General features: G+C 66.3%; 18 protein-coding genes. 15 read left to right on the top strand and 3 right to left on the bottom strand.

The features are described from left to right. The first annotated feature begins 9 nt into the window (after positions 1–9). The 5 genes from ilvN (at position 10) to ACZL02_RS10175 (ending at position 3,039) form a co-directional block, all read left to right on the top strand. Positions 10–582 carry an acetolactate synthase small subunit gene (gene ilvN, locus ACZL02_RS10195; protein WP_472937140.1) on the top strand — a complete coding sequence of 191 codons (573 nt, stop codon included), beginning with the start codon at positions 10–12 and terminating at the stop codon, positions 580–582. 76 nt (positions 583–658) lie between these two features. Beyond that, a complete protein-coding gene (locus ACZL02_RS10190; protein ID WP_472937141.1) occupies positions 659–1,252 on the top strand; it encodes a LysE family translocator in 594 nt (197 codons plus the stop codon). A gap of 54 nt (positions 1,253–1,306) precedes the next feature. Next, complete coding sequence (locus ACZL02_RS10185) at positions 1,307–1,555, top strand: hypothetical protein (protein WP_472937142.1); 249 nt, start codon at positions 1,307–1,309, stop codon at positions 1,553–1,555. Then, on the top strand, positions 1,545–1,847 hold the full coding sequence (locus ACZL02_RS10180; protein WP_472937143.1) for a type II toxin-antitoxin system RelE family toxin: 303 nt from the start codon (positions 1,545–1,547) through the stop codon (positions 1,845–1,847). Before ACZL02_RS10185 ends, ACZL02_RS10180 begins: the two co-directional genes overlap by 11 nt. A 64-nt stretch (positions 1,848–1,911) precedes the next feature. Then, positions 1,912–3,039 carry an ATP-dependent DNA helicase gene (locus ACZL02_RS10175; protein ID WP_472937144.1) on the top strand — a complete coding sequence of 376 codons (1,128 nt, stop codon included), beginning with the start codon at positions 1,912–1,914 and terminating at the stop codon, positions 3,037–3,039. An 82-nt stretch (positions 3,040–3,121) separates the two neighbouring features. Here the strand turns inward: ACZL02_RS10175 and ACZL02_RS10170 are convergent, their stop codons facing one another. Further along, on the bottom strand, positions 3,122–4,606 hold the full coding sequence (locus ACZL02_RS10170; protein ID WP_472937145.1) for a hypothetical protein: 1,485 nt from the start codon (positions 4,604–4,606) through the stop codon (positions 3,122–3,124). A gap of 271 nt (positions 4,607–4,877) precedes the next feature. Here ACZL02_RS10170 and ACZL02_RS10165 point away from each other — a divergent pair, with 271 nt between their 5' ends. The 6 genes from ACZL02_RS10165 to ACZL02_RS10140 all read left to right on the top strand — a co-directional run bounded on the left by ACZL02_RS10165 (position 4,878) and on the right by ACZL02_RS10140 (position 10,297). After that, complete coding sequence (locus ACZL02_RS10165; protein WP_472937146.1) at positions 4,878–5,624, top strand: pyridoxine 5'-phosphate synthase; 747 nt, start codon at positions 4,878–4,880, stop codon at positions 5,622–5,624. 226 nt (positions 5,625–5,850) lie between these two features. Further along, positions 5,851–6,504: a TetR/AcrR family transcriptional regulator C-terminal domain-containing protein gene (locus tag ACZL02_RS10160; RefSeq protein WP_472937147.1), complete on the top strand. Its 654-nt coding sequence runs from the start codon at positions 5,851–5,853 to the stop codon at positions 6,502–6,504. A 59-nt stretch (positions 6,505–6,563) separates the two neighbouring features. Further along, positions 6,564–7,583: a ketol-acid reductoisomerase gene (ilvC, locus tag ACZL02_RS10155; RefSeq protein ID WP_472937148.1), complete on the top strand. Its 1,020-nt coding sequence runs from the start codon at positions 6,564–6,566 to the stop codon at positions 7,581–7,583. A gap of 269 nt (positions 7,584–7,852) precedes the next feature. Continuing rightward, positions 7,853–8,296: a PilZ domain-containing protein gene (locus ACZL02_RS10150; RefSeq protein ID WP_472937149.1), complete on the top strand. Its 444-nt coding sequence runs from the start codon at positions 7,853–7,855 to the stop codon at positions 8,294–8,296. A gap of 116 nt (positions 8,297–8,412) precedes the next feature. Beyond that, positions 8,413–9,327, top strand: coding sequence for a hypothetical protein (locus ACZL02_RS10145; RefSeq protein ID WP_472937150.1), 915 nt, complete (start codon positions 8,413–8,415; stop codon positions 9,325–9,327). Between the two features lie 625 nt (positions 9,328–9,952). Next, complete coding sequence (locus ACZL02_RS10140; RefSeq protein WP_472937151.1) at positions 9,953–10,297, top strand: response regulator; 345 nt, start codon at positions 9,953–9,955, stop codon at positions 10,295–10,297. 33 nt (positions 10,298–10,330) lie between these two features. Here the strand turns inward: ACZL02_RS10140 and ACZL02_RS10135 are convergent, their stop codons facing one another. Next, entirely contained in the window at positions 10,331–10,834 is a 504-nt protein-coding gene (locus ACZL02_RS10135) for a MarR family winged helix-turn-helix transcriptional regulator (protein WP_472937152.1), read from the bottom strand. 243 nt (positions 10,835–11,077) lie between these two features. Between ACZL02_RS10135 and ACZL02_RS10130 the strand changes: the two genes are divergently transcribed. Both ACZL02_RS10130 and ilvD read left to right on the top strand, forming a co-directional pair. Then, entirely contained in the window at positions 11,078–12,085 is a 1,008-nt protein-coding gene (locus ACZL02_RS10130; RefSeq protein WP_472937153.1) for a 3'-5' exonuclease, read from the top strand. A 183-nt stretch (positions 12,086–12,268) separates the two neighbouring features. Beyond that, the gene (ilvD, locus tag ACZL02_RS10125; RefSeq protein ID WP_472937154.1) at positions 12,269–14,104 is read left to right on the top strand and encodes a dihydroxy-acid dehydratase; all 1,836 of its coding nucleotides are present in this window, start codon (positions 12,269–12,271) and stop codon (positions 14,102–14,104) included. A gap of 124 nt (positions 14,105–14,228) precedes the next feature. Here the strand turns inward: ilvD and ACZL02_RS10120 are convergent, their stop codons facing one another. Further along, complete coding sequence (locus ACZL02_RS10120) at positions 14,229–15,293, bottom strand: bile acid:sodium symporter family protein (protein ID WP_472937155.1); 1,065 nt, start codon at positions 15,291–15,293, stop codon at positions 14,229–14,231. Between the two features lie 168 nt (positions 15,294–15,461). Between ACZL02_RS10120 and ACZL02_RS10115 the strand changes: the two genes are divergently transcribed. Beyond that, on the top strand, positions 15,462–15,980 hold the full coding sequence (locus ACZL02_RS10115; protein ID WP_472937156.1) for a hypothetical protein: 519 nt from the start codon (positions 15,462–15,464) through the stop codon (positions 15,978–15,980). A 366-nt stretch (positions 15,981–16,346) separates the two neighbouring features. Continuing rightward, positions 16,347–16,808 (top strand): DUF2269 family protein, encoded by a 462-nt coding sequence (locus tag ACZL02_RS10110; RefSeq protein WP_472937157.1) that lies wholly within the window; start codon positions 16,347–16,349, stop codon positions 16,806–16,808. The last annotated feature ends 48 nt before the right edge of the window (positions 16,809–16,856 follow it).

Here is a 16,856-nt window from a genome sequence, read left to right as displayed (position 1 = left end):
GAGAACGCCATGAACCGCCCGATCCAGCCCCCGGCCTCGGCCTACTTCATCACCCAGGAGAAGGAGGCGGTGGAGACGCGCACCCTCGCGCTTCTCGTCGACAACGAGCCGGGGGTTCTCGCCCGCGTCATCGGGCTGTTCTCCGGCCGCGGCTACAACATCGAGAGCCTCACCGTCTCCGAGACCGAGCATGCCAAGCACCTCTCGCGCATCACCATCGTCACCCGCGGCACGCCGCATCTCCTGGAGCAGCTGAAGAGCCAGCTCGACCGCGTCGTGCCGGTGCACCGGGTGGTCGACCTGACGCTGCACGGCCGCGACGGCACGATGGACAGCCCGATCGAGCGCGAGCTCGCCATCGTCAAGGTGGCCTGTTCCGGCGAGAACCGCGCCGAGGCACTGCGCCTCAGCGATGCGCTGGGGGCGAGCATCATCGACGCCTCGGTGGAGCATTTCATCTTCGAGATCACCGGCAGGGTCTGGGAGGTCGACCAGTTCATCGCCCTGATGGCGCCGCTCGGCCTCGTCGAGCTCTGCCGGACCGGCGTCGCGGCACTCTCGCGCGGCCAGCACGGGATGTAGGTTTCACCGGGAGGCGTGGCGGCCTCTCCTTCAACGGGGCGTGCGGGTGACCGCGGTCGGCCCCGAAGGAAAAGTCATGTCCCTCGACGTCTTCCTCGCGCTGGTCACCTTCGCCTTCGTCTCGTCGGTGACGCCGGGGCCGAACAACATGATGCTGCTGGCATCCGGTGTGAATTTCGGCTTCCTGCGCACCATCCCGCACATGCTGGGCATCGCCGTCGGCTTCGTGGCGTTGCTGCTCGCGGTCGGCTTCGGCCTCGGCGCGCTGCTGGCCGCCTTTCCGGTCCTCGAGACGGCGCTGAAATGGCTGAGCGCCGCCTATCTTCTCTGGCTTGCGTGGAAGATCGGCAATTCCCGCGGCCTCGGCGAGGGCAAAGCCGGCGCCGTTCCGATGACCTTCCTGCAGGCGGCGGCCTTCCAGTGGGTCAACCCAAAGGCCTGGGCGATGGCACTGGTCGCGATGGGCGCCTACACCAGCGCCGAGCATCCCGTGACCTCGGTCTTCATCGTCGGCTTCGCCTTCGGCCTCGTCAATTTTCCGAGCGTCTCCGTCTGGGCCGGCTTCGGCGTCGCGCTGCGGGGATTTCTCGCGGAGCCCGCGCGGCTGAAGTGGTTCAACATAGCGATGGGCGTGCTGCTCGCGCTGACGGTGGTGCCGATCCTGCTGTAGCTAGGAAGCACGCTTCGTTGATGCGATACTCATCGCATTAACAAGGAGCCCGCGATGAGCAACGTCCCTGCAAGACGCGCCTATCAGCTGAAAGGGCAACCCGGATTGTTCGTCGAGGTGACGGACGAGGTGCCGGCGAACGGTGCGGCGTCCGCCGACGCTGAAAACGAGTTGGTCGGATACCTCCTGACGCCCGCCGAATACGAGCGGGTGATGTCCGTGTACGAGGACCACGAACTGAACGCGCTCGCCGATGCGCGCCAAGGCCAGGAGCGCGTTCGGGTCGCGTTCGATGATCTATGAAATCGACTTCCTGACTGCTGCGCAGAAGGAATGGGACGGACTTGATCCTGCCGTTCGAGGTCAGTTCAAGAAGAAGCTGGAGAAGCTGCAGTATGATCCGCGTGTGCCCGCTGGCAAGTTGCGGGGACATCCAGACCGCTACAAGATCAAGCTTCGGAGCGCCGGGTTTCGGCTCGTCTACGAAGTGCAGGATGCCGTGTTGGTGATCTTGGTGATCGGCGTTGGCAAGCGGGAGGGAGAAGCTGTGTATCGTGCGGCGGCCCGTCGATCTATCGGTCCCGCGGACGGATAGGCTCTGAAGGTCTTCGGGCGGCATCCTGCTTGCCCTTCACCCGCGAATCCTGTCTCTGGCGAAGATGAAATTCTCGCCCCAGCAAGACCAGGCCCTCCAGGCCGTCGCCACGTGGCTGCAGGATGGCGGCCAGCCGATCTTCCGGCTTTTCGGCTATGCCGGTACCGGCAAGACGACACTCGCAAAACACTTTGCCGAGGGCATCGATGGCAGCGTGCAGTTCGCCGCCTTCACCGGCAAGGCGGCGCAGGTGCTGCGCTCCAAAGGCGCGAAGAGCGCGCGGACGCTGCATTCGCTGATCTACCGCCCGCGCGGCGAGGACGTGATCGCCGACGAGACCGCCGGCACCGCCCGCGTCTCGCCGACCTTCTCGTTGAACCGCCAGAGCCCGGTCGCCAAGGCCAAGCTGATCATCGTCGACGAGTGCTCGATGGTCGACGAGGCGCTCGGCCGCGACCTTCTTTCGTTCGGAACGCCGGTGCTGGTGCTGGGGGATCCCGGCCAGCTGCCGCCGGTATCGGGCGGCGGCTTCTTCACCGAGGCGCCGCCGGATTTCCTGCTGACCGAGATCCACCGCCAGGCCCGCGACAACCCGATCATCGCGCTGGCCATGGACGTGCGCGAGGGCAAGCCGCTGATGCTCGGCGACTACGGCGCGGCGCAGATCATTTCCAAGCAGGATGTCGACCGCGACCGGGTGCTGGCGGCAGACCAGGTGCTGGTCGGCACCAACCGCACGCGCCGGCGCTACAATGCGCGGCTGCGCGAGCTCAAGGGTTTCAAGGGTTTTCTCCCCTATGCCGGCGACAAGCTGGTGTGCCTGCGCAACGATCCGGCGAAGGGCTTGCTCAACGGCTCGCTTTGGCAGGTGATGACGGCATCGCCCGAGACGGTGAAGCCCGGCATCAATCTAATCGTGCGGCCGGATGATGACGACGTCGATCAGGGTGCGGCGAAGATCAAGCTGCTGAAGTCGGCCTTCGAGGCGCCGGACGAGGATGTCGCCTGGGCGACGAAGAAGCGCTACGACGACTTCGACTATGGCTACGCGCTGACCGTCCACAAGGCGCAGGGCTCGCAGTGGAACGACGTGATGCTGTTCGACGAAAGCTGGGCGTTCAAGGACAGCCGCGAGCGCTGGCTCTACACCGCGATCACGCGGGCGGCGGAGAAGCTCACCATCGTCAAATAGACGTCACGCGAGCCTGACGGACATGGAAAAGCGGCGGTGGAGCGATCCACCGCCGCTTTTCTGTAAGTTAACTGAAGAAGACTCAGCAGCCCGACGGGGTAAAATTCGCCGTCTTGTCGTTGAGGCCGTCGTACTTGGCGGTGCAGCCACCGCCGAGGTCGAGCGCCGCGCCGACCGCGACTTCCTTGTTGCCGCTGCCGACGACCACGACGAAGGCCTTCTCCGGCGTCAGGCGGGAGAGGAACACGCGCTGCTTGCCGAAGGTCGCCGTCTGTCCGATCGTCAGCGCTGCTGGACCACCGGCGGTGGCCTGCGTCGGGGCAGGTGCCTCGCCAGCCGGAGCCTCGCCGCCTGCGGGTGCCGCAGCAGCAGCCGGGGCCGGAGTAGCCGGGGCGGCGGCTGCAGGAGCCGGAGCGGCTGGAGCGGGCGCAGGGGCAGCTGCTGGTGCTGGTGCTGGTGCGGCTGGCGCCGGTGCGGCGGGTGCTGCCGGAGCCGGCGCTGCGGGCGCGGCCGCAGGAGCGGGGGCACCTGCAGGCGCTGCTGCCTCGCCACCGCAGCCGGTGGCCTTGAAGGTGGCGGTACGGCCGTCGATCTTCACCAGCGTCACGCTGCAGCCATCGCCGAGATCTGCGGCAGCGCCGGTGGCGACGGGGATCTGCCCCTTGCCCTGGCTGCCGGCGAGGAACAGGAAGGCCTTGCCGTCCGGCGAGAGCCGCGTCAGGAAAACGCCCTTGGTGCCGAACATCGCCGTCTGGCCGACCATGATCGAGGTGCCGTCGGGAGACGGAGCGGCGGCAGGGGTCGCGGCAGCCGGTGCAGCAGCAGCGGGCGCCGGAGCTGCGGGCGCGGGCGCAGCAGGAGCGGCTTCCGCAGCCGGAGCAGGGGCCGCAGGGGCCGCTGCCGCAGTCGGCGCTGCCGCCGCGCCAGCTTTGCTGCAATCGGTCGGGGCGAGGTAGGCCGCGGTGCCCGACACGCCGGCGAGCGTCACGCTGCAGCCGCCGCCAAGGTCGATCTTGCCGCCCGTGGCGGTTTCGGCGGGCGCCGCGCCGTCGGCGCCGAGCGAGGCACCGGTGTCGCTGACAGCCGCCACGGTCAGGCGCTTGTCGCCGAAGATCGCGGTCTGGCCGGCGAGAAGCACTGCGCCGGTGTTGCCGATCTCAGCCGCCAGTGCATCGGCCTTGCCGCCACCAGCAGGCGCCGCGGCAGGAGGAGCCGGCGGGGCCGGTGGCGGCGCTGCCGCGAGCGCATCGAGCTTGGCCTGCAGAGCGGCGATGCTCTGGTTGATCGTCTCGCCGGATGCCTGGCCGGCCGTTGCGGCTGCTGCGGCGGCATCGACCTTGGCGCCGAGCGCGGCGATCGCCTCGGCGGGGCTGGCGCTGGCCTGGGCGTTGATCGTCGTCTGAAGGCCGGCGAGCGGTGATTCGATCGCGGCGACCCGCGCGTCCAACTGATCGAAGCGCGCGGTCTGTGCCTCCTCGATGTCGTCGACGTCGGGGCCGAACAGCCATCCGACGAACAGTCCGATCAGGCCGGCGATCACCAGCGGCAGGAATCTCGAGCTACCCATGTCATTCTCCCAAACGGCCCTCCCAGGCCCATGCGGTCAGGGAACAAGTCTCGGCAGCGCCTGTCAACCACGCAAACCGGACGATGTGGCAAGCCGCCGCGGAGAAGCGGTCGCCGACGGGGATGCGCCGGCGCGGTGGCCGAACGCCGAAGGCAACTCTGACCCCGCCTGGGCTTCCCTCGCAGCCGGCATGACGGGACATCCGTCGCCCGCAGGCTGGTTCTCTTCCGGCGACGGGTCTATGGATCGGCGGCGATTCGAGGAGGCCCGCATGCCGACGCAACTCTCCGTCAACATCAATGCCATCGCCATGCTGCGCAACCGGCGGGACCTGCCCTGGCCGAGCCTGACGCATCTCAGCCGCATCGCCCTCGCCAGTGGGGCGCATGGCCTGACGGTGCATCCCCGGCCGGACCAGCGGCATATTCGCTTCGCCGACCTGCCGGACATCCGGGCGCTGATCGACACCGAGTTTCCCGGCGCGGAGTTCAATATCGAGGGCTATCCGACGGAAGATTTCCTGGTTCTGGCCGAGAGCGTTCGGCCCGAACAGGTCACGCTGGTGCCGGACGACCCGTCGCAGCCGACCTCCGACCACGGCTGGGACTTCGTTCGGGACGCCGCTCTGCTCGCGGAAGTCGTGGCCCGGCTGAAGGCCGGCGGCGCCCGCGTCTCGCTGTTCGCCGATGCGGTCCCCTCGGCAATGGCGGATGCGGCCAAGACCGGCTGCGACCGTGTGGAACTCTACACCGGGCCCTATGGCGGTACGTTCGATGACGCGGCGGCGGCCGAAGCCGAAGTCGAACGGCTGGGCGCCACCGCCGACGCCGCGCTGGACAACGGGCTCGGCGTCAATGCCGGCCACGACCTGACGGTCGCGAACCTGCCGGCCCTCGTTCACCGCATCCCGGCCCTTGCGGAGGTCTCGATCGGCCACGGCCTCACCGCCGACGCGCTGGAATTCGGCATGGCCGAAACGGTGCGGCGGTTCCGCCGCGCCTGCGGACAGGCGATCTGATCCCGGCACCGGCGCGGATGCCATCGCGGCGGCGGGCCCGGATTTTCCTGTCGTGGCCGTGCGGAGCAAACCGGGAGCGCTGGCCCGCGGACGGCTTGCCGAGGCAAATCGTACGCGGGCCATCGAGGGCGTCTTGCCAGGCCAAACGCTATCCTGTAGGCAGTACCGTAACGTACGGTACGCATGCGGTCGCCTTCGACCACGGGTGCCGGCATCCGGAGCTGGAATGCAGCAGCAGCAGGCAGAGATCGACGAGACGCCCCTGACCGACCGCCAGCGCGAAGTGCTGGACGCGGCGCTGGGCCTGCTCGTCGATTCCCGGGAGTCGCTGACCATGGGCGCCGTCGCCCAGCGCGCCAGCTGCTCCAAGGAGACGCTGTACAAATGGTTCGGCGGCCGCGACGGCCTGTTGACTGCGACTGTGCAGTTCCAGGCTTCCAAGGTGCGCTCGGTACCGCTGTCGCCGGACGGCCTGGACCGCAATGCCTTGTTCGCCAACCTCGAGGGCTTCGCGCGCGACTGGCTGGCGGTGCTGTCGAGCGATACCTCGGTCGCGCTGAACCGCCTGGCGGTCGGGCAGGGCGGTTCGGACAAGCATGATCTCGGCGCCATCGTCCTCGAGAATGGGCCCTTTGCAATGCGGCGCCGGCTTGGGCCGGTGCTCGATGCCGGCAAGGCGGCGGGCCTGCTCGCGTTCGACAGCGTCGATGCCGCCTACCGTACCTTCTTCGGCCTGGTCGTGCGCGACATGCAGATCCGGCTGCTCCTCGGCGAGCGGTTGACGCTCGGTCCGGACGACATCGGCCGCGAGGCCGCCCGTGCAACGCAGCAGTTCTTTGCGCTGTACGGCTCACCTTCGGCGGGCGACCCCCGCCGCTGACTGTTCTACCAAGCGGGGAGGCCGAACGGCTCCCCGACGATCAAAGGGAAGGAAACCCCATGCGTGTCTATTACGATCGCGACGCCGATCTGAACCTCATCAAGTCCAAGAAGGTCGCGATCATCGGCTACGGCAGCCAGGGCCGCGCCCATGCGCTGAACCTCAAGGACTCCGGCTGCACCGAGATCGCCGTGGCGCTGCGCGCCGGTTCGGCCACCGCCGCCAAGGCCGAGGCCGACGGCCTCAAGGTGATGTCCGTCGCCGACGCCGCCAAGTGGGCCGACCTGATGATGATGGCGACCCCGGACGAGCTGCAGGCCGACATCTGGAAGGAAAGCATCGCCGACAACATCCGCGACGGCGCCGCCATCGCCTTCGCACACGGCCTCAACGTGCATTTCAACCTGATCGAGCCGAAGAAGTCGATCGACGTGGTGATGATCGCGCCGAAGGGCCCGGGCCACACCGTGCGCGGCGAATACCAGAAGGGCGGCGGCGTGCCGTGCCTCGTCGCCATCGACCATGACGCCTCCGGCAACGCGCTGGACGTCGCGCTTTCCTATGCCTGCGGCATCGGCGGCGGTCGCTCGGGCATCATCGAGACGACCTTCAAGGAAGAGTGCGAGACCGATCTGTTCGGCGAGCAGGCGGTGCTCTGCGGCGGCCTGGTCGAACTGATCCGCGCCGGCTTCGAGACGCTGGTCGAAGGCGGCTATGCCCCGGAGATGGCCTACTTCGAGTGCCTGCACGAGGTGAAGCTGATCGTCGACCTGATCTATGAAGGCGGCATCGCCAACATGAACTACTCGATCTCGAACACCGCCGAGTGGGGCGAATACGTCACCGGCCCGCGCATCATCACCGCCGAGACCAAGGCCGAGATGAAGCGCGTCCTGCACGACATCCAGTCGGGCAAGTTCACCTCGGACTGGATGATGGAAAACAAGGCCGGCCAGGCGCGGTTCAAGGGCATCCGCCGGATGAACGACCGTCACCAGATCGAGGAAGTTGGCGAGAAGCTCCGCGGCATGATGCCGTGGATCAAGTCGAATGCTCTGGTCGACAAGACCCGCAACTAGCGGAACCCGCGATGGGGCGGTTACGCTCCGTCAAAAAGCTGCCGCAGAACCAGAGAATGGCGCTTGCGCCCGGTGTTTTGAAGACACCGGATGGGCGCCCAGTCGACGAAGCGCAAAGGCCGGTGGAGTTTCCATCGGCCTTTGTCGTTCAGGTCTTGCCGGATATCATCACGGTAGTGGCTTGTCCGATCGGGCTTTATGGCTGATCTTGATCGTTCGTTAGCCTTTCATGCGGATGATGGCCGGGTGAATGAAACAGGAGGCAGACCATGACCAACCTGCCAGAGCGGGAAGCCGACGGATCGGAACGGCGCGTTGCGCCGCGGGTCCGAACCCTGAAGCGCGCGAAAATCCTGTTCAACAACCACTACTCGACCTTCGATTGCATCGTTCGCAACATCTCCTCGACTGGCGCGCTGCTGACCATCGACGAAGCGGCGCATCTTCCGAAAGTCTTCGACATCATCATCGGCGAGGAGAAGGTCGAGCGTCCAGCGCGTCTCGTCTACCGCCGCGGGATGCTGGCGGGCATTCGTTTTCTCGACGTCGTGTCCGAGGACGACGAGCAGGCAGCGCATTTTCCCCTGGTGCCGGCCGTGGCGGCATCGCCGCTGGCCGACAGCGCTAGTCCCGGGCATGTGCACCGGATCGTCCCCGAGACGCTCCCGAGGGCCATCGTCTGGAACATGCCCTGGGCAGGCCGGCAAGGCTGACGCCGGCCACCTGACATAACGGATTCCAGTGTTCCTTCGGTGCTGCCGGCGCCACGCGTGCGCTGGCCCTTCACCGTTTTTCGCCCGCTGTTTCGTGATCGCATCGGCGGGCCGAATTGATCATCCCGCCTTGCTTTCACCCGTGGAATGCTCATGTTGCCCTGCAGCATGACGCCGCCGATCGGTTCTTCGTGGACTACCCGTCGACAGGCATCTGGGCGGGCGGAGGCGCCCGACTGATGTGGCGGTGGCGTTCTGTTTCAGAGCGCGGTGTGTACGGGCGGATGCACACTGCGGCTTCGTTTCTTTTAATTCCTGGAGCCTCTTTGCAGGGTCGTTTCGATCGATCGCGGGAGGCCCGGAGACGGCATGATGAGAAAGGCGGAGCGATGCTTCCACGCGTCCTGTCCCGCATCGGTCTGTTCGCGGCCGTCCTGATCGCCGGCGGCTGCGCCGCCCGCTACAGTTTCAACGCAGTCGAGGTGGCCAAGACCGCGCTCCTGGGCATGGACCAGAAGGACATCCGGATGTGCGCCGGGTTTCCGAACCGCAGCTTTACCGAGGACGGCGTGACGATCTGGAGCTATGACGGGCCGTCGCGCTCCGGCGGCATCAACGTGTCGGCGCCTGTGCTGTTCGGCGCCGCCAATACCAATGTATCGCTGCCGGGCGGTGGCAATTGCCGGGTGCAGATGCGGTTCATCGACGGCCGCCTCGACCGTCTGGCTTATTCCGGCGACAATGACGGTCCCCGTGGTCGCAATACGGTGTGCACGCCCGTCGTCGAAGGCTGCCTCGACTATGCGCAGAACTACCGCAAGGGACGCCTCTATGGTCGCCCGTCGACAGCGACCGCGCCGATGACACCCCTGCCGGTGGCCCCGGATCAGATCAAGACGGGCAGCATCCCTGCAGCGGCTACCGGAAGCCCCGAAGCAGCAAAGCCCGCCGCTGTTGCGAAAGAGCCGGCACCGGTCGATCCCTCAGTGGCGCGCGCCTTGCGCGACGAACAGGACGTCCGCGGCAACTAAAGGCGGCACCAGGGAGACAGGCGGTGTCCTTCCGATTTTAATGATGACACCGGGCCGGTGCCGATCATGTCTCCCGGCCGGTGCCGATCATGACTTCCGGAAGGTCTGGTCGGTCGTCGCGAGGGTGAGAGGCGGCGTTGGCGCAGCAAAACCGCCATGACAAATTAGCAACATCTGTCGTACCTCTGTGAAAGCGGCGGACCGGCGGAACTTGATCTAAACAAGACTGTCATTGTCACCTTCATCGGCAGTTCTGCTACCGCCTCGGCCGCAGAACGGATGCACAGTGCTGCGGCACAAGGGTTTGGCGTCTCGCGATCGGCCAGAACGGCAGAGGATCGCCGTTGCGACGGGCATCAGCCATGCAGTCCGCGCATTGGAGAGCTTGGCTGCCTGCATGTCCCCAGCGCTTGTCGTTGTCATTGATTTATTTTATTAAAATTTCATCTGCAGACAGAAACAAACGCCGACGGCGAACCGCTGCTGATTTGCAACTTACAGGCATAGATCTCGATGTGCGCCGCCGGAACGGTTGCGTGCAGCGTTTTGATCTTGCCTGCGAGTTATCGAGTCATGTCGTTTGATTTTTGCTGCGGGATCTTACTGATATACTGGGGGGAACTTAATGCTGAGCCTTGTATCGCAGACCTTAGCGGGACGGCGCATTCTTGTCATCGAGGATGAAGTCGAGCCAGCGGCAGCCTTGCGCCGGTCGATCATGACTGAATCAGGCGTAGCGCTCGGGCCAGTCCCCAATATCGAAGAAGCGCTCCGCTATATCGATCAAACCGGCCAGGTCGACTGCGTGATGCTCGATACGCGTCTAGCCGTTACGGTCGCCGGCACCGTCGGCGACGTTTTCCTTCGCTACGGCGTCGAGACCATCTTCGTGACGGGTCATGACGACTGGTTCGATGGAGATGCGGATGACTTTTACGCGTCGGCGCAGGAGCGATCGACCGCCTACTAGGGCGTTCTCGAGCGAGAAGCCCCGCAGGACGCGCTACGGCCTGCAGGAGACGGAGGCGAGGGCGTCCTGAACCGAACGCTGAGGCGTCAGCAAGGAGAAGAGGCGGGCGTTCAGCAAGGCCACCTCCGTGTGCATGGCGTCGACCAGCGACCCGTCGAGGGCCGAATGCAGTTCACGGTCGATCGACTCCAGCATGGCCCGCAGGCGGACCTGCATTTCCGCCCCGGAGGCCGTGAGGACCACCACCATCGCCATCGGATCGGCCGTATCCTCGACCCGCATCGCCAGATGCTGCTGGACCAGACGGGCGAGCAGCTTGGCGGCGGTGTCCGGCCTTATGTTGAGCTTGGCAGCCAACTGGTTCGACGACATCGGCCGCGACCGTTCGAACGCCAGCAGCACCTCTTCCTGACCATTCTGCAGACCCAGCGCGGACAAGTTGATCGCCATCATCGAGCGGATCATCTTGGCCGTCGTCAGCAAAGCCGGAATGATCGTGTCGTGGAGATCGTTGGCGCGGTTTGCTGGAGCGATCATCGCTTACGTCCTTGCGCGTCGCGGTTAACGATAGCTAAATAATGACATGAATCCCTGCGCGGTCAAGGTGCACTGAATTCGTCGAAATGCCCGTTATCGAGGCGAACCTGGTCGCCACGCCGCATTTATTGCTGTTTTTGCGACGGCCAGACCTGTGACGGAACGGGTTCGAGAGGAAGGGCGACGCCTTGATGCGATCGGCATTGGATGCTTGAAGCACGCGTTGCCGAATGCGGATGCCCGATGAAATTGCCTGATCCCGACCAGAACGAACTCTTCGCCTTCGACCAGATCGCCGGCTCCCGCCGACCAGCCTTGCGGGCGGAGAAGGTCCAGGCAAAGGCCGCCGTGCGAGCGGCGGTTCCCCGGATCGACGCCGACGAGGCGCTGGCGGAGCGCCTGGCGAAGACCGGGCGCTACCGCATCCTCCGGCAATTGCTGCCGCGCCCGGCCACGGCGGCTTGGCCGCAACCCGGCGACGGGGTGAAGGTCGGCATCATCCTCGATACCGAGACGACCGGGCTCGATCACGGCAAGGACGAGATCATCGAACTCGGCATGGTCGCCTTCCTCTACGACGAGGCCGGCATCAGCGGGGTGATCGACGTCTTCAGCGCCTTGCACCAGCCCAGCCAGCCGATCTCGGCGGAGATCACCCGTATCACCGGCATCACCGACGAGATGGTGGCGGGGCAGAAGCTCGACCTCGCGGCCGTCGCCGCCTTCGTCGCACCGGCTGATCTCGTGATCGCCCACAATGCCCGTTTCGACCGGCCGTTCTGCGAGCGCTTTCTGCCGGGCTTCGACACCAAGCCATGGGCGTGCTCGGTGGCGGAAGTCGGCTGGGCAGGGTTCGGCTTCGAGGGAACGAAGCTCGGCTATCTCGTCTCCCAGGGCGGCTGGTTCCACAATGGTCACCGCGCGGTCGACGATTGCCATGCGCTGCTCGAGGTGCTGGCGGCGCAACTGCCCGGACGCGCCGACACCGCGTTCGCCCATCTCCTTGCGTCCTCGCAGCGCCGCCGTGCGCGGATCTGGGCTGAAAACAGCCCGTTCCACACCAAGGACCTTTTGAAAGGCCGCGGCTATCGCTGGAGCGACGGCAGCAACGGACAGCTGAAAAGCTGGTGGACCGAGGTGGACGAGGACCTGCATGCGGCCGAGATTCTGTTCCTGCAGCAGGAAATCTATCAGGGCCGCGCCGAGCCCTTCGTGCAGTGGCTGACGGCGATGGAGCGCTTCAAGCGCTGACTCCGGGAGACGCGGGCGGCGGTGGCTGAACGGCGGCCGTCTGTCGCAAAACCACCGCTGACGGCCACATCGCCTTGCCGTCCTCGCCCGCTTGGCGGTAGAAGCGGCGACATTCGTCCTTTGAAGTTCCGAAGCGGGATGCGCTCGGCATCCCGGCTCTTCGACATGCCCGCGAGGTTTCCGATGCCCGTCTATCGTTCCCGCACCACCACCCATGGCCGCAACATGGCCGGCGCCCGCGGCCTATGGCGCGCGACCGGCATGAAGGACGGCGATTTCGGCAAGCCGATCATCGCGGTCGTCAACTCGTTCACGCAGTTCGTGCCCGGCCATGTCCACCTGAAGGACCTTGGTCAGTTGGTCGCGCGGGAAATCGAGGCGGCCGGTGGCGTCGCCAAGGAGTTCAACACCATCGCTGTCGACGACGGTATCGCGATGGGCCATGACGGCATGCTCTATTCGCTGCCCTCGCGCGAGCTCATCGCCGACAGCGTCGAGTACATGGTCAACGCCCATTGCGCCGACGCCATGGTCTGCATCTCCAACTGCGACAAGATCACGCCGGGCATGCTGATGGCGGCGCTGCGGCTGAACATTCCCGTCGTCTTCGTTTCCGGCGGCCCGATGGAGGCCGGCAAGGTGATCTGGCCGGACAACACCGAGAAGAAGCTCGATCTCGTCGACGCGATGGTCGCCGCCGCCGACGAGCGCATCTCCGACGAGGACGTCGGGACCATCGAGCGCTCGGCATGCCCGACCTGCGGCTCGTGCTCGGGCATGTTCACCGCCAACTCGATGAACTGCCTGACCGAGGCGCTCGGCCTGTCGCTGCCGGGCAACGGCTCGACACTGGCGACGCACGGCGACCGCCGCCGGCTGTTCGTCGAGGCCGGCCACCTGATCGTCGATCTCGCCAAGCGCCATTACGAGAAGGACGACATGAGCGTGCTGCCGCGCGCCATCGCGAGCTTCGAGGCTTTCGAGAACGCCATGACGCTGGATATCGCCATGGGCGGCTCGACCAACACCGTTCTGCATCTGCTGGCCGCCGCGCACGAAGGCGAGGTCGATTTCACCATGGCCGACATCGACCGGCTGTCGCGCCGCGTGCCGGTGCTCTGCAAGGTCGCGCCGGCGGTGGCCAACGTCCACATGGAGGACGTCCACCGCGCCGGCGGCGTGCTCGCCATTCTTGGCGAGCTTGATCGCGCCGGGCTGATCCACACCGACGTCGGCTCGGTGCATGCCGAGAGCCTCGGCGCCGCGCTCGACCGCTGGGACGTGATGCGCACCGACAGCCGGACCGTGCACGACTTCTTCCGCGCGGCGCCCGGCGGCGTGCCGACACAGGTCGCGTTCAGCCAGGAGCGGCGCTTCGACTCGGTCGACAGCGACCGCGCCACCGGCGTCATCCGCGATCTCGCACACGCCTATTCCACCGATGGCGGCCTTGCCGTGCTCTACGGCAACCTCGCCGAGGACGGCTGCATCGTGAAGACCGCGGGCGTCGATGCCTCGATCCTCACCTTCAAGGGGCCGGCACGGATCTTCGAGAGCCAGGACTCCTCGGTGCACGCGATCCTATCGAACCAGATCAAGGCCGGCGACATCGTGCTGATCCGCTACGAGGGGCCGCGCGGCGGGCCGGGCATGCAGGAAATGCTCTATCCGACGAGCTATCTGAAATCGAAGGGCCTCGGCAAGGACTGCGCTCTCGTCACCGACGGACGCTTCTCCGGCGGCTCGTCGGGCCTTTCCATCGGCCACGTGTCGCCGGAAGCGGCCGAAGGCGGCATGATCGGGATCGTGGAAGAGGGCGACATCATCGAGATCGACATCCCGAACCGCCGGATCCACCTTGCCGTCGACGACAGCGTTCTGGCCGAGCGCCGGCTGGCGCAGGCGGAGAAGGGCTATGTGCCGGCCGAGGTGCGCAAGCGCAAGGTCACGACGGCTTTGAAGGCCTATGCGAAGTTTGCGACGAGTGCCGCCCGCGGCGCGGTGCGCCAGCTCGATTGACGCGGCCAAGGTGCTGACGCTTCAGCACCCGCACTGCACATCAAAGGAATGGCCGGTAGAGCATTCGCTCTCCGGCCATTCATGTTTGCGACCGAGCGAGCCGCCGGGAGGGGCGGGGCCTCGGCTACTTCGCGCGGACGCTCGCCTCTAGCACCGGCGCGCCCGGTAGCGTCGCCGAGCCGGTCGCCGCGTCCGCCGGCACGGTGGCGGGTGTCGCGGAAAGCCGGCGGGCATAGCGCTGGGCAATGGTGGCGCAGGCGAACAGCTGGATCTGGTGGAACAGCATCAGCGGCAGCACGATGATCGACATCGCCTGGCCGGGGAAGAGGATGCCGGCCATCGGGATGCCGGTCGCCATGCTCTTCTTCGAGCCGCAGAAGACGATGGCGATCTCGTCTTCCTTGGAAAAGCCGAGCTTGCGGCTGGTCACGGTCGTCGCCACCAGCACGATGGCGAGGAGCACGATGTCGATGCCGGCGACGATCGCAAGCTGCTCCCAGCCGAGCATTCCCCAGACGCCGGCGACCATGCCCTCGCTGAACGCGGCATAGACGACGATCAGCACCGAGCCGCGGTCGACCACCGAGGTCAGCGTCTTGTGGCGCAGCAGCCAGGCGCCGATCAACGGCCGCACCAGCTGTCCGGCCACGAACGGCGCAAGCAGCTGCAGTGCGATTTTCTCGAGTGCGTCGAGGCTGAGGATGTTCTGCTGGCTGCTGGCGAGGAGGACGATCAGGATCGGCGTGACGATCATGCCAAGGAGATTGCTGACCGAGGCGCTGGTCAGCGCGGCCGGCACGTTGCCGCCGGCCATCGAGGTGAAGGCGATCGACGACTGCACGGTGGAGGGGAGCACGGAGAGGAAGACGATGCCGAGCAGCAGCTCCTGCGGCAGGAAGGGCGCGGCGAGGGCGGCGGCGCCAAGGCCGAGCAGCGGGAACAGGATAAAGGTCGAGGAGAAGACGAGACCCTGGAGGCGCCAGTGCAGCAGGCCCGCCCAGACCGCCTTCGGCGACAGTCTGGCACCGTAGAGGAAGAACAGGAAGGCGATAGCGCCGTAGGTGATCCAATCCAGCGCTTCGGCCGCCTGGCCGCGCGCCGGGAGGACGGCGGCGAGGACCACAGTCAGGATCAGCAGCAGCAGGAATCGGTCGAGGGGGATGCGGTCGAGAAGGGATTTGAGGCGCATGGGTCCGTTCGTCTCATTGCAGAACCGCAGGAGCGATACGCCTCGGGGCACGGCGGGGCAATGCCGGCCGGCGCGTTTGCCGCTTACCCTTTGTTACGATTCCGCTATGCGCCTCTCGTCTTCGGATTATATTCGCCCTGAGAAGGATCATCCTTCGGGAGGGCTGACGTGAATTTCAGGGCAACAGTGCTGTCTCTTGGACTGGCGGTCGTGGCGCTCGCCGGGTGCGAGACGGTGAACGACGGTTATTACGAGGGACCGCGGGGCTATGATCGCCCCAATGTCTACCGGGTCGAGCCGGACTACCGCTATTCCGATCGCCGCATCCCGCCACCCTACTATCGCGATGGCTATAACCGCGATGGCTACGGGCGTCCCGGCCGGGACCGCTACGACCGCTACGACCGGCGCGACGATCGCCGCGACCGGGATGACCGCCGCGACCGTGACCGGGGCGACGGGCGCGATCGGGAAGACCGCGCGGACCGTGGCCCGCCCGGCCGATCGTCGACGACGCCGGTCCGGATCCAGGAGCCGCCGCCGCGCCAGGCCGCCAGTGCCCAGCAGCGTCCTCCGCGCGGCTACACGCCGCCGGTGCGCAATTCCGAGGGCCGGGAGGATCGGCAAGGTGGCAGCCGGACATGCCGGATCATCGAGGGCCAGCCGGTCGGCGCAGGCTGCCAGTAAGCCACCATCAGTCGACGATCATGCAGGAGGGCGGTCTGCCCTTCTGACCGTCAAGGTCTCCCCTCGATGGGGTGCATTCACCCCATCGAGGATGTTCCTGCAGACCTGATCCGGCAGCACTCAGCGCGGCGCGGCGCGGCCGGGCAGGCGGTATCCTTTCGGTCGATCGTCCACCCATCGCCGGGCGCCGCGGCGGGTGGCTCTCGATCATTTCGTCAAACTCGCGGCCGATGGCGTGAGCATCGCCCCGATGATCAGGCGCGATCGACGGACAGTCCGATCGGTCGATGCGAGCATGGAGAGCGTTTCCGTGCATCCTGTCGCGAGCAGGGCGCTGATAGACCCGCAGCACGATCGGAGCGACTGGTGTATGACATCTTCAAGATGCTCCACGTGCTCGGCGTCGTCGTCCTCCTCGGCAACGTGACCATCACCGCGTTCTGGAAAGTCCTGGCCGACATGAGCCGGAACCCCATCGTCATCGCGCATGCGCAGCGCGGTGTCGTCATTGCCGACTGGCTCTTCACCTTGGTGGGGATCCTTCTGATCCTCGGCGGCGGGATCGGAGCGGCCCGTGTCGCCGAGATGCCGCTTCTCGGAGCCGATTGGCTGATCGCCGGCGAAGCATTGTTCGGCTTGTCCGGTCTCATCTGGCTCCTGGTGCTCGTGCCTCTGCAGATCCGCCAGGGGCGAGTGGCACGCAGCTTCGCCGGCGGCGGCGATATACCGGAGCGCTACTTCAGGGACTCACGGACTTGGCTGGTCTGGGGAGTCATCGCCACGGTCCCGCTGGTGGCGGCGCTCTACGTCATGATCGCAAAGCCTTGACACCTTGCGGTGACGGGGAGCCGGTCACGATCGCAGGCTCGCGGCTGG

The organism is Mesocryomonas fontinalis (genome assembly GCF_055730125.2).
Note: the sequence above shows the minus strand (reverse complement) of the source record. Positions and strands in the feature narration are given on the sequence as shown.

Coding starts and splice junctions, on each gene's coding strand:
- ilvN (WP_472937140.1), top strand. CDS start 10: ATGAACCGCCCGATCCAGCCCCCGGCCTCGGCCTACTTCATCACCCAG.
- ACZL02_RS10190 (WP_472937141.1), top strand. CDS start 659: ATGTCCCTCGACGTCTTCCTCGCGCTGGTCACCTTCGCCTTCGTCTCG.
- ACZL02_RS10185 (WP_472937142.1), top strand. CDS start 1,307: ATGAGCAACGTCCCTGCAAGACGCGCCTATCAGCTGAAAGGGCAACCC.
- ACZL02_RS10180 (WP_472937143.1), top strand. CDS start 1,545: ATGATCTATGAAATCGACTTCCTGACTGCTGCGCAGAAGGAATGGGAC.
- ACZL02_RS10175 (WP_472937144.1), top strand. CDS start 1,912: ATGAAATTCTCGCCCCAGCAAGACCAGGCCCTCCAGGCCGTCGCCACG.
- ACZL02_RS10170 (WP_472937145.1), bottom strand. CDS start 4,606: ATGGGTAGCTCGAGATTCCTGCCGCTGGTGATCGCCGGCCTGATCGGA.
- ACZL02_RS10165 (WP_472937146.1), top strand. CDS start 4,878: ATGCCGACGCAACTCTCCGTCAACATCAATGCCATCGCCATGCTGCGC.
- ACZL02_RS10160 (WP_472937147.1), top strand. CDS start 5,851: ATGCAGCAGCAGCAGGCAGAGATCGACGAGACGCCCCTGACCGACCGC.
- ilvC (WP_472937148.1), top strand. CDS start 6,564: ATGCGTGTCTATTACGATCGCGACGCCGATCTGAACCTCATCAAGTCC.
- ACZL02_RS10150 (WP_472937149.1), top strand. CDS start 7,853: ATGACCAACCTGCCAGAGCGGGAAGCCGACGGATCGGAACGGCGCGTT.
- ACZL02_RS10140 (WP_472937151.1), top strand. CDS start 9,953: ATGCTGAGCCTTGTATCGCAGACCTTAGCGGGACGGCGCATTCTTGTC.
- ACZL02_RS10135 (WP_472937152.1), bottom strand. CDS start 10,834: ATGATCGCTCCAGCAAACCGCGCCAACGATCTCCACGACACGATCATT.
- ACZL02_RS10130 (WP_472937153.1), top strand. CDS start 11,078: ATGAAATTGCCTGATCCCGACCAGAACGAACTCTTCGCCTTCGACCAG.
- ilvD (WP_472937154.1), top strand. CDS start 12,269: ATGCCCGTCTATCGTTCCCGCACCACCACCCATGGCCGCAACATGGCC.
- ACZL02_RS10120 (WP_472937155.1), bottom strand. CDS start 15,293: ATGCGCCTCAAATCCCTTCTCGACCGCATCCCCCTCGACCGATTCCTG.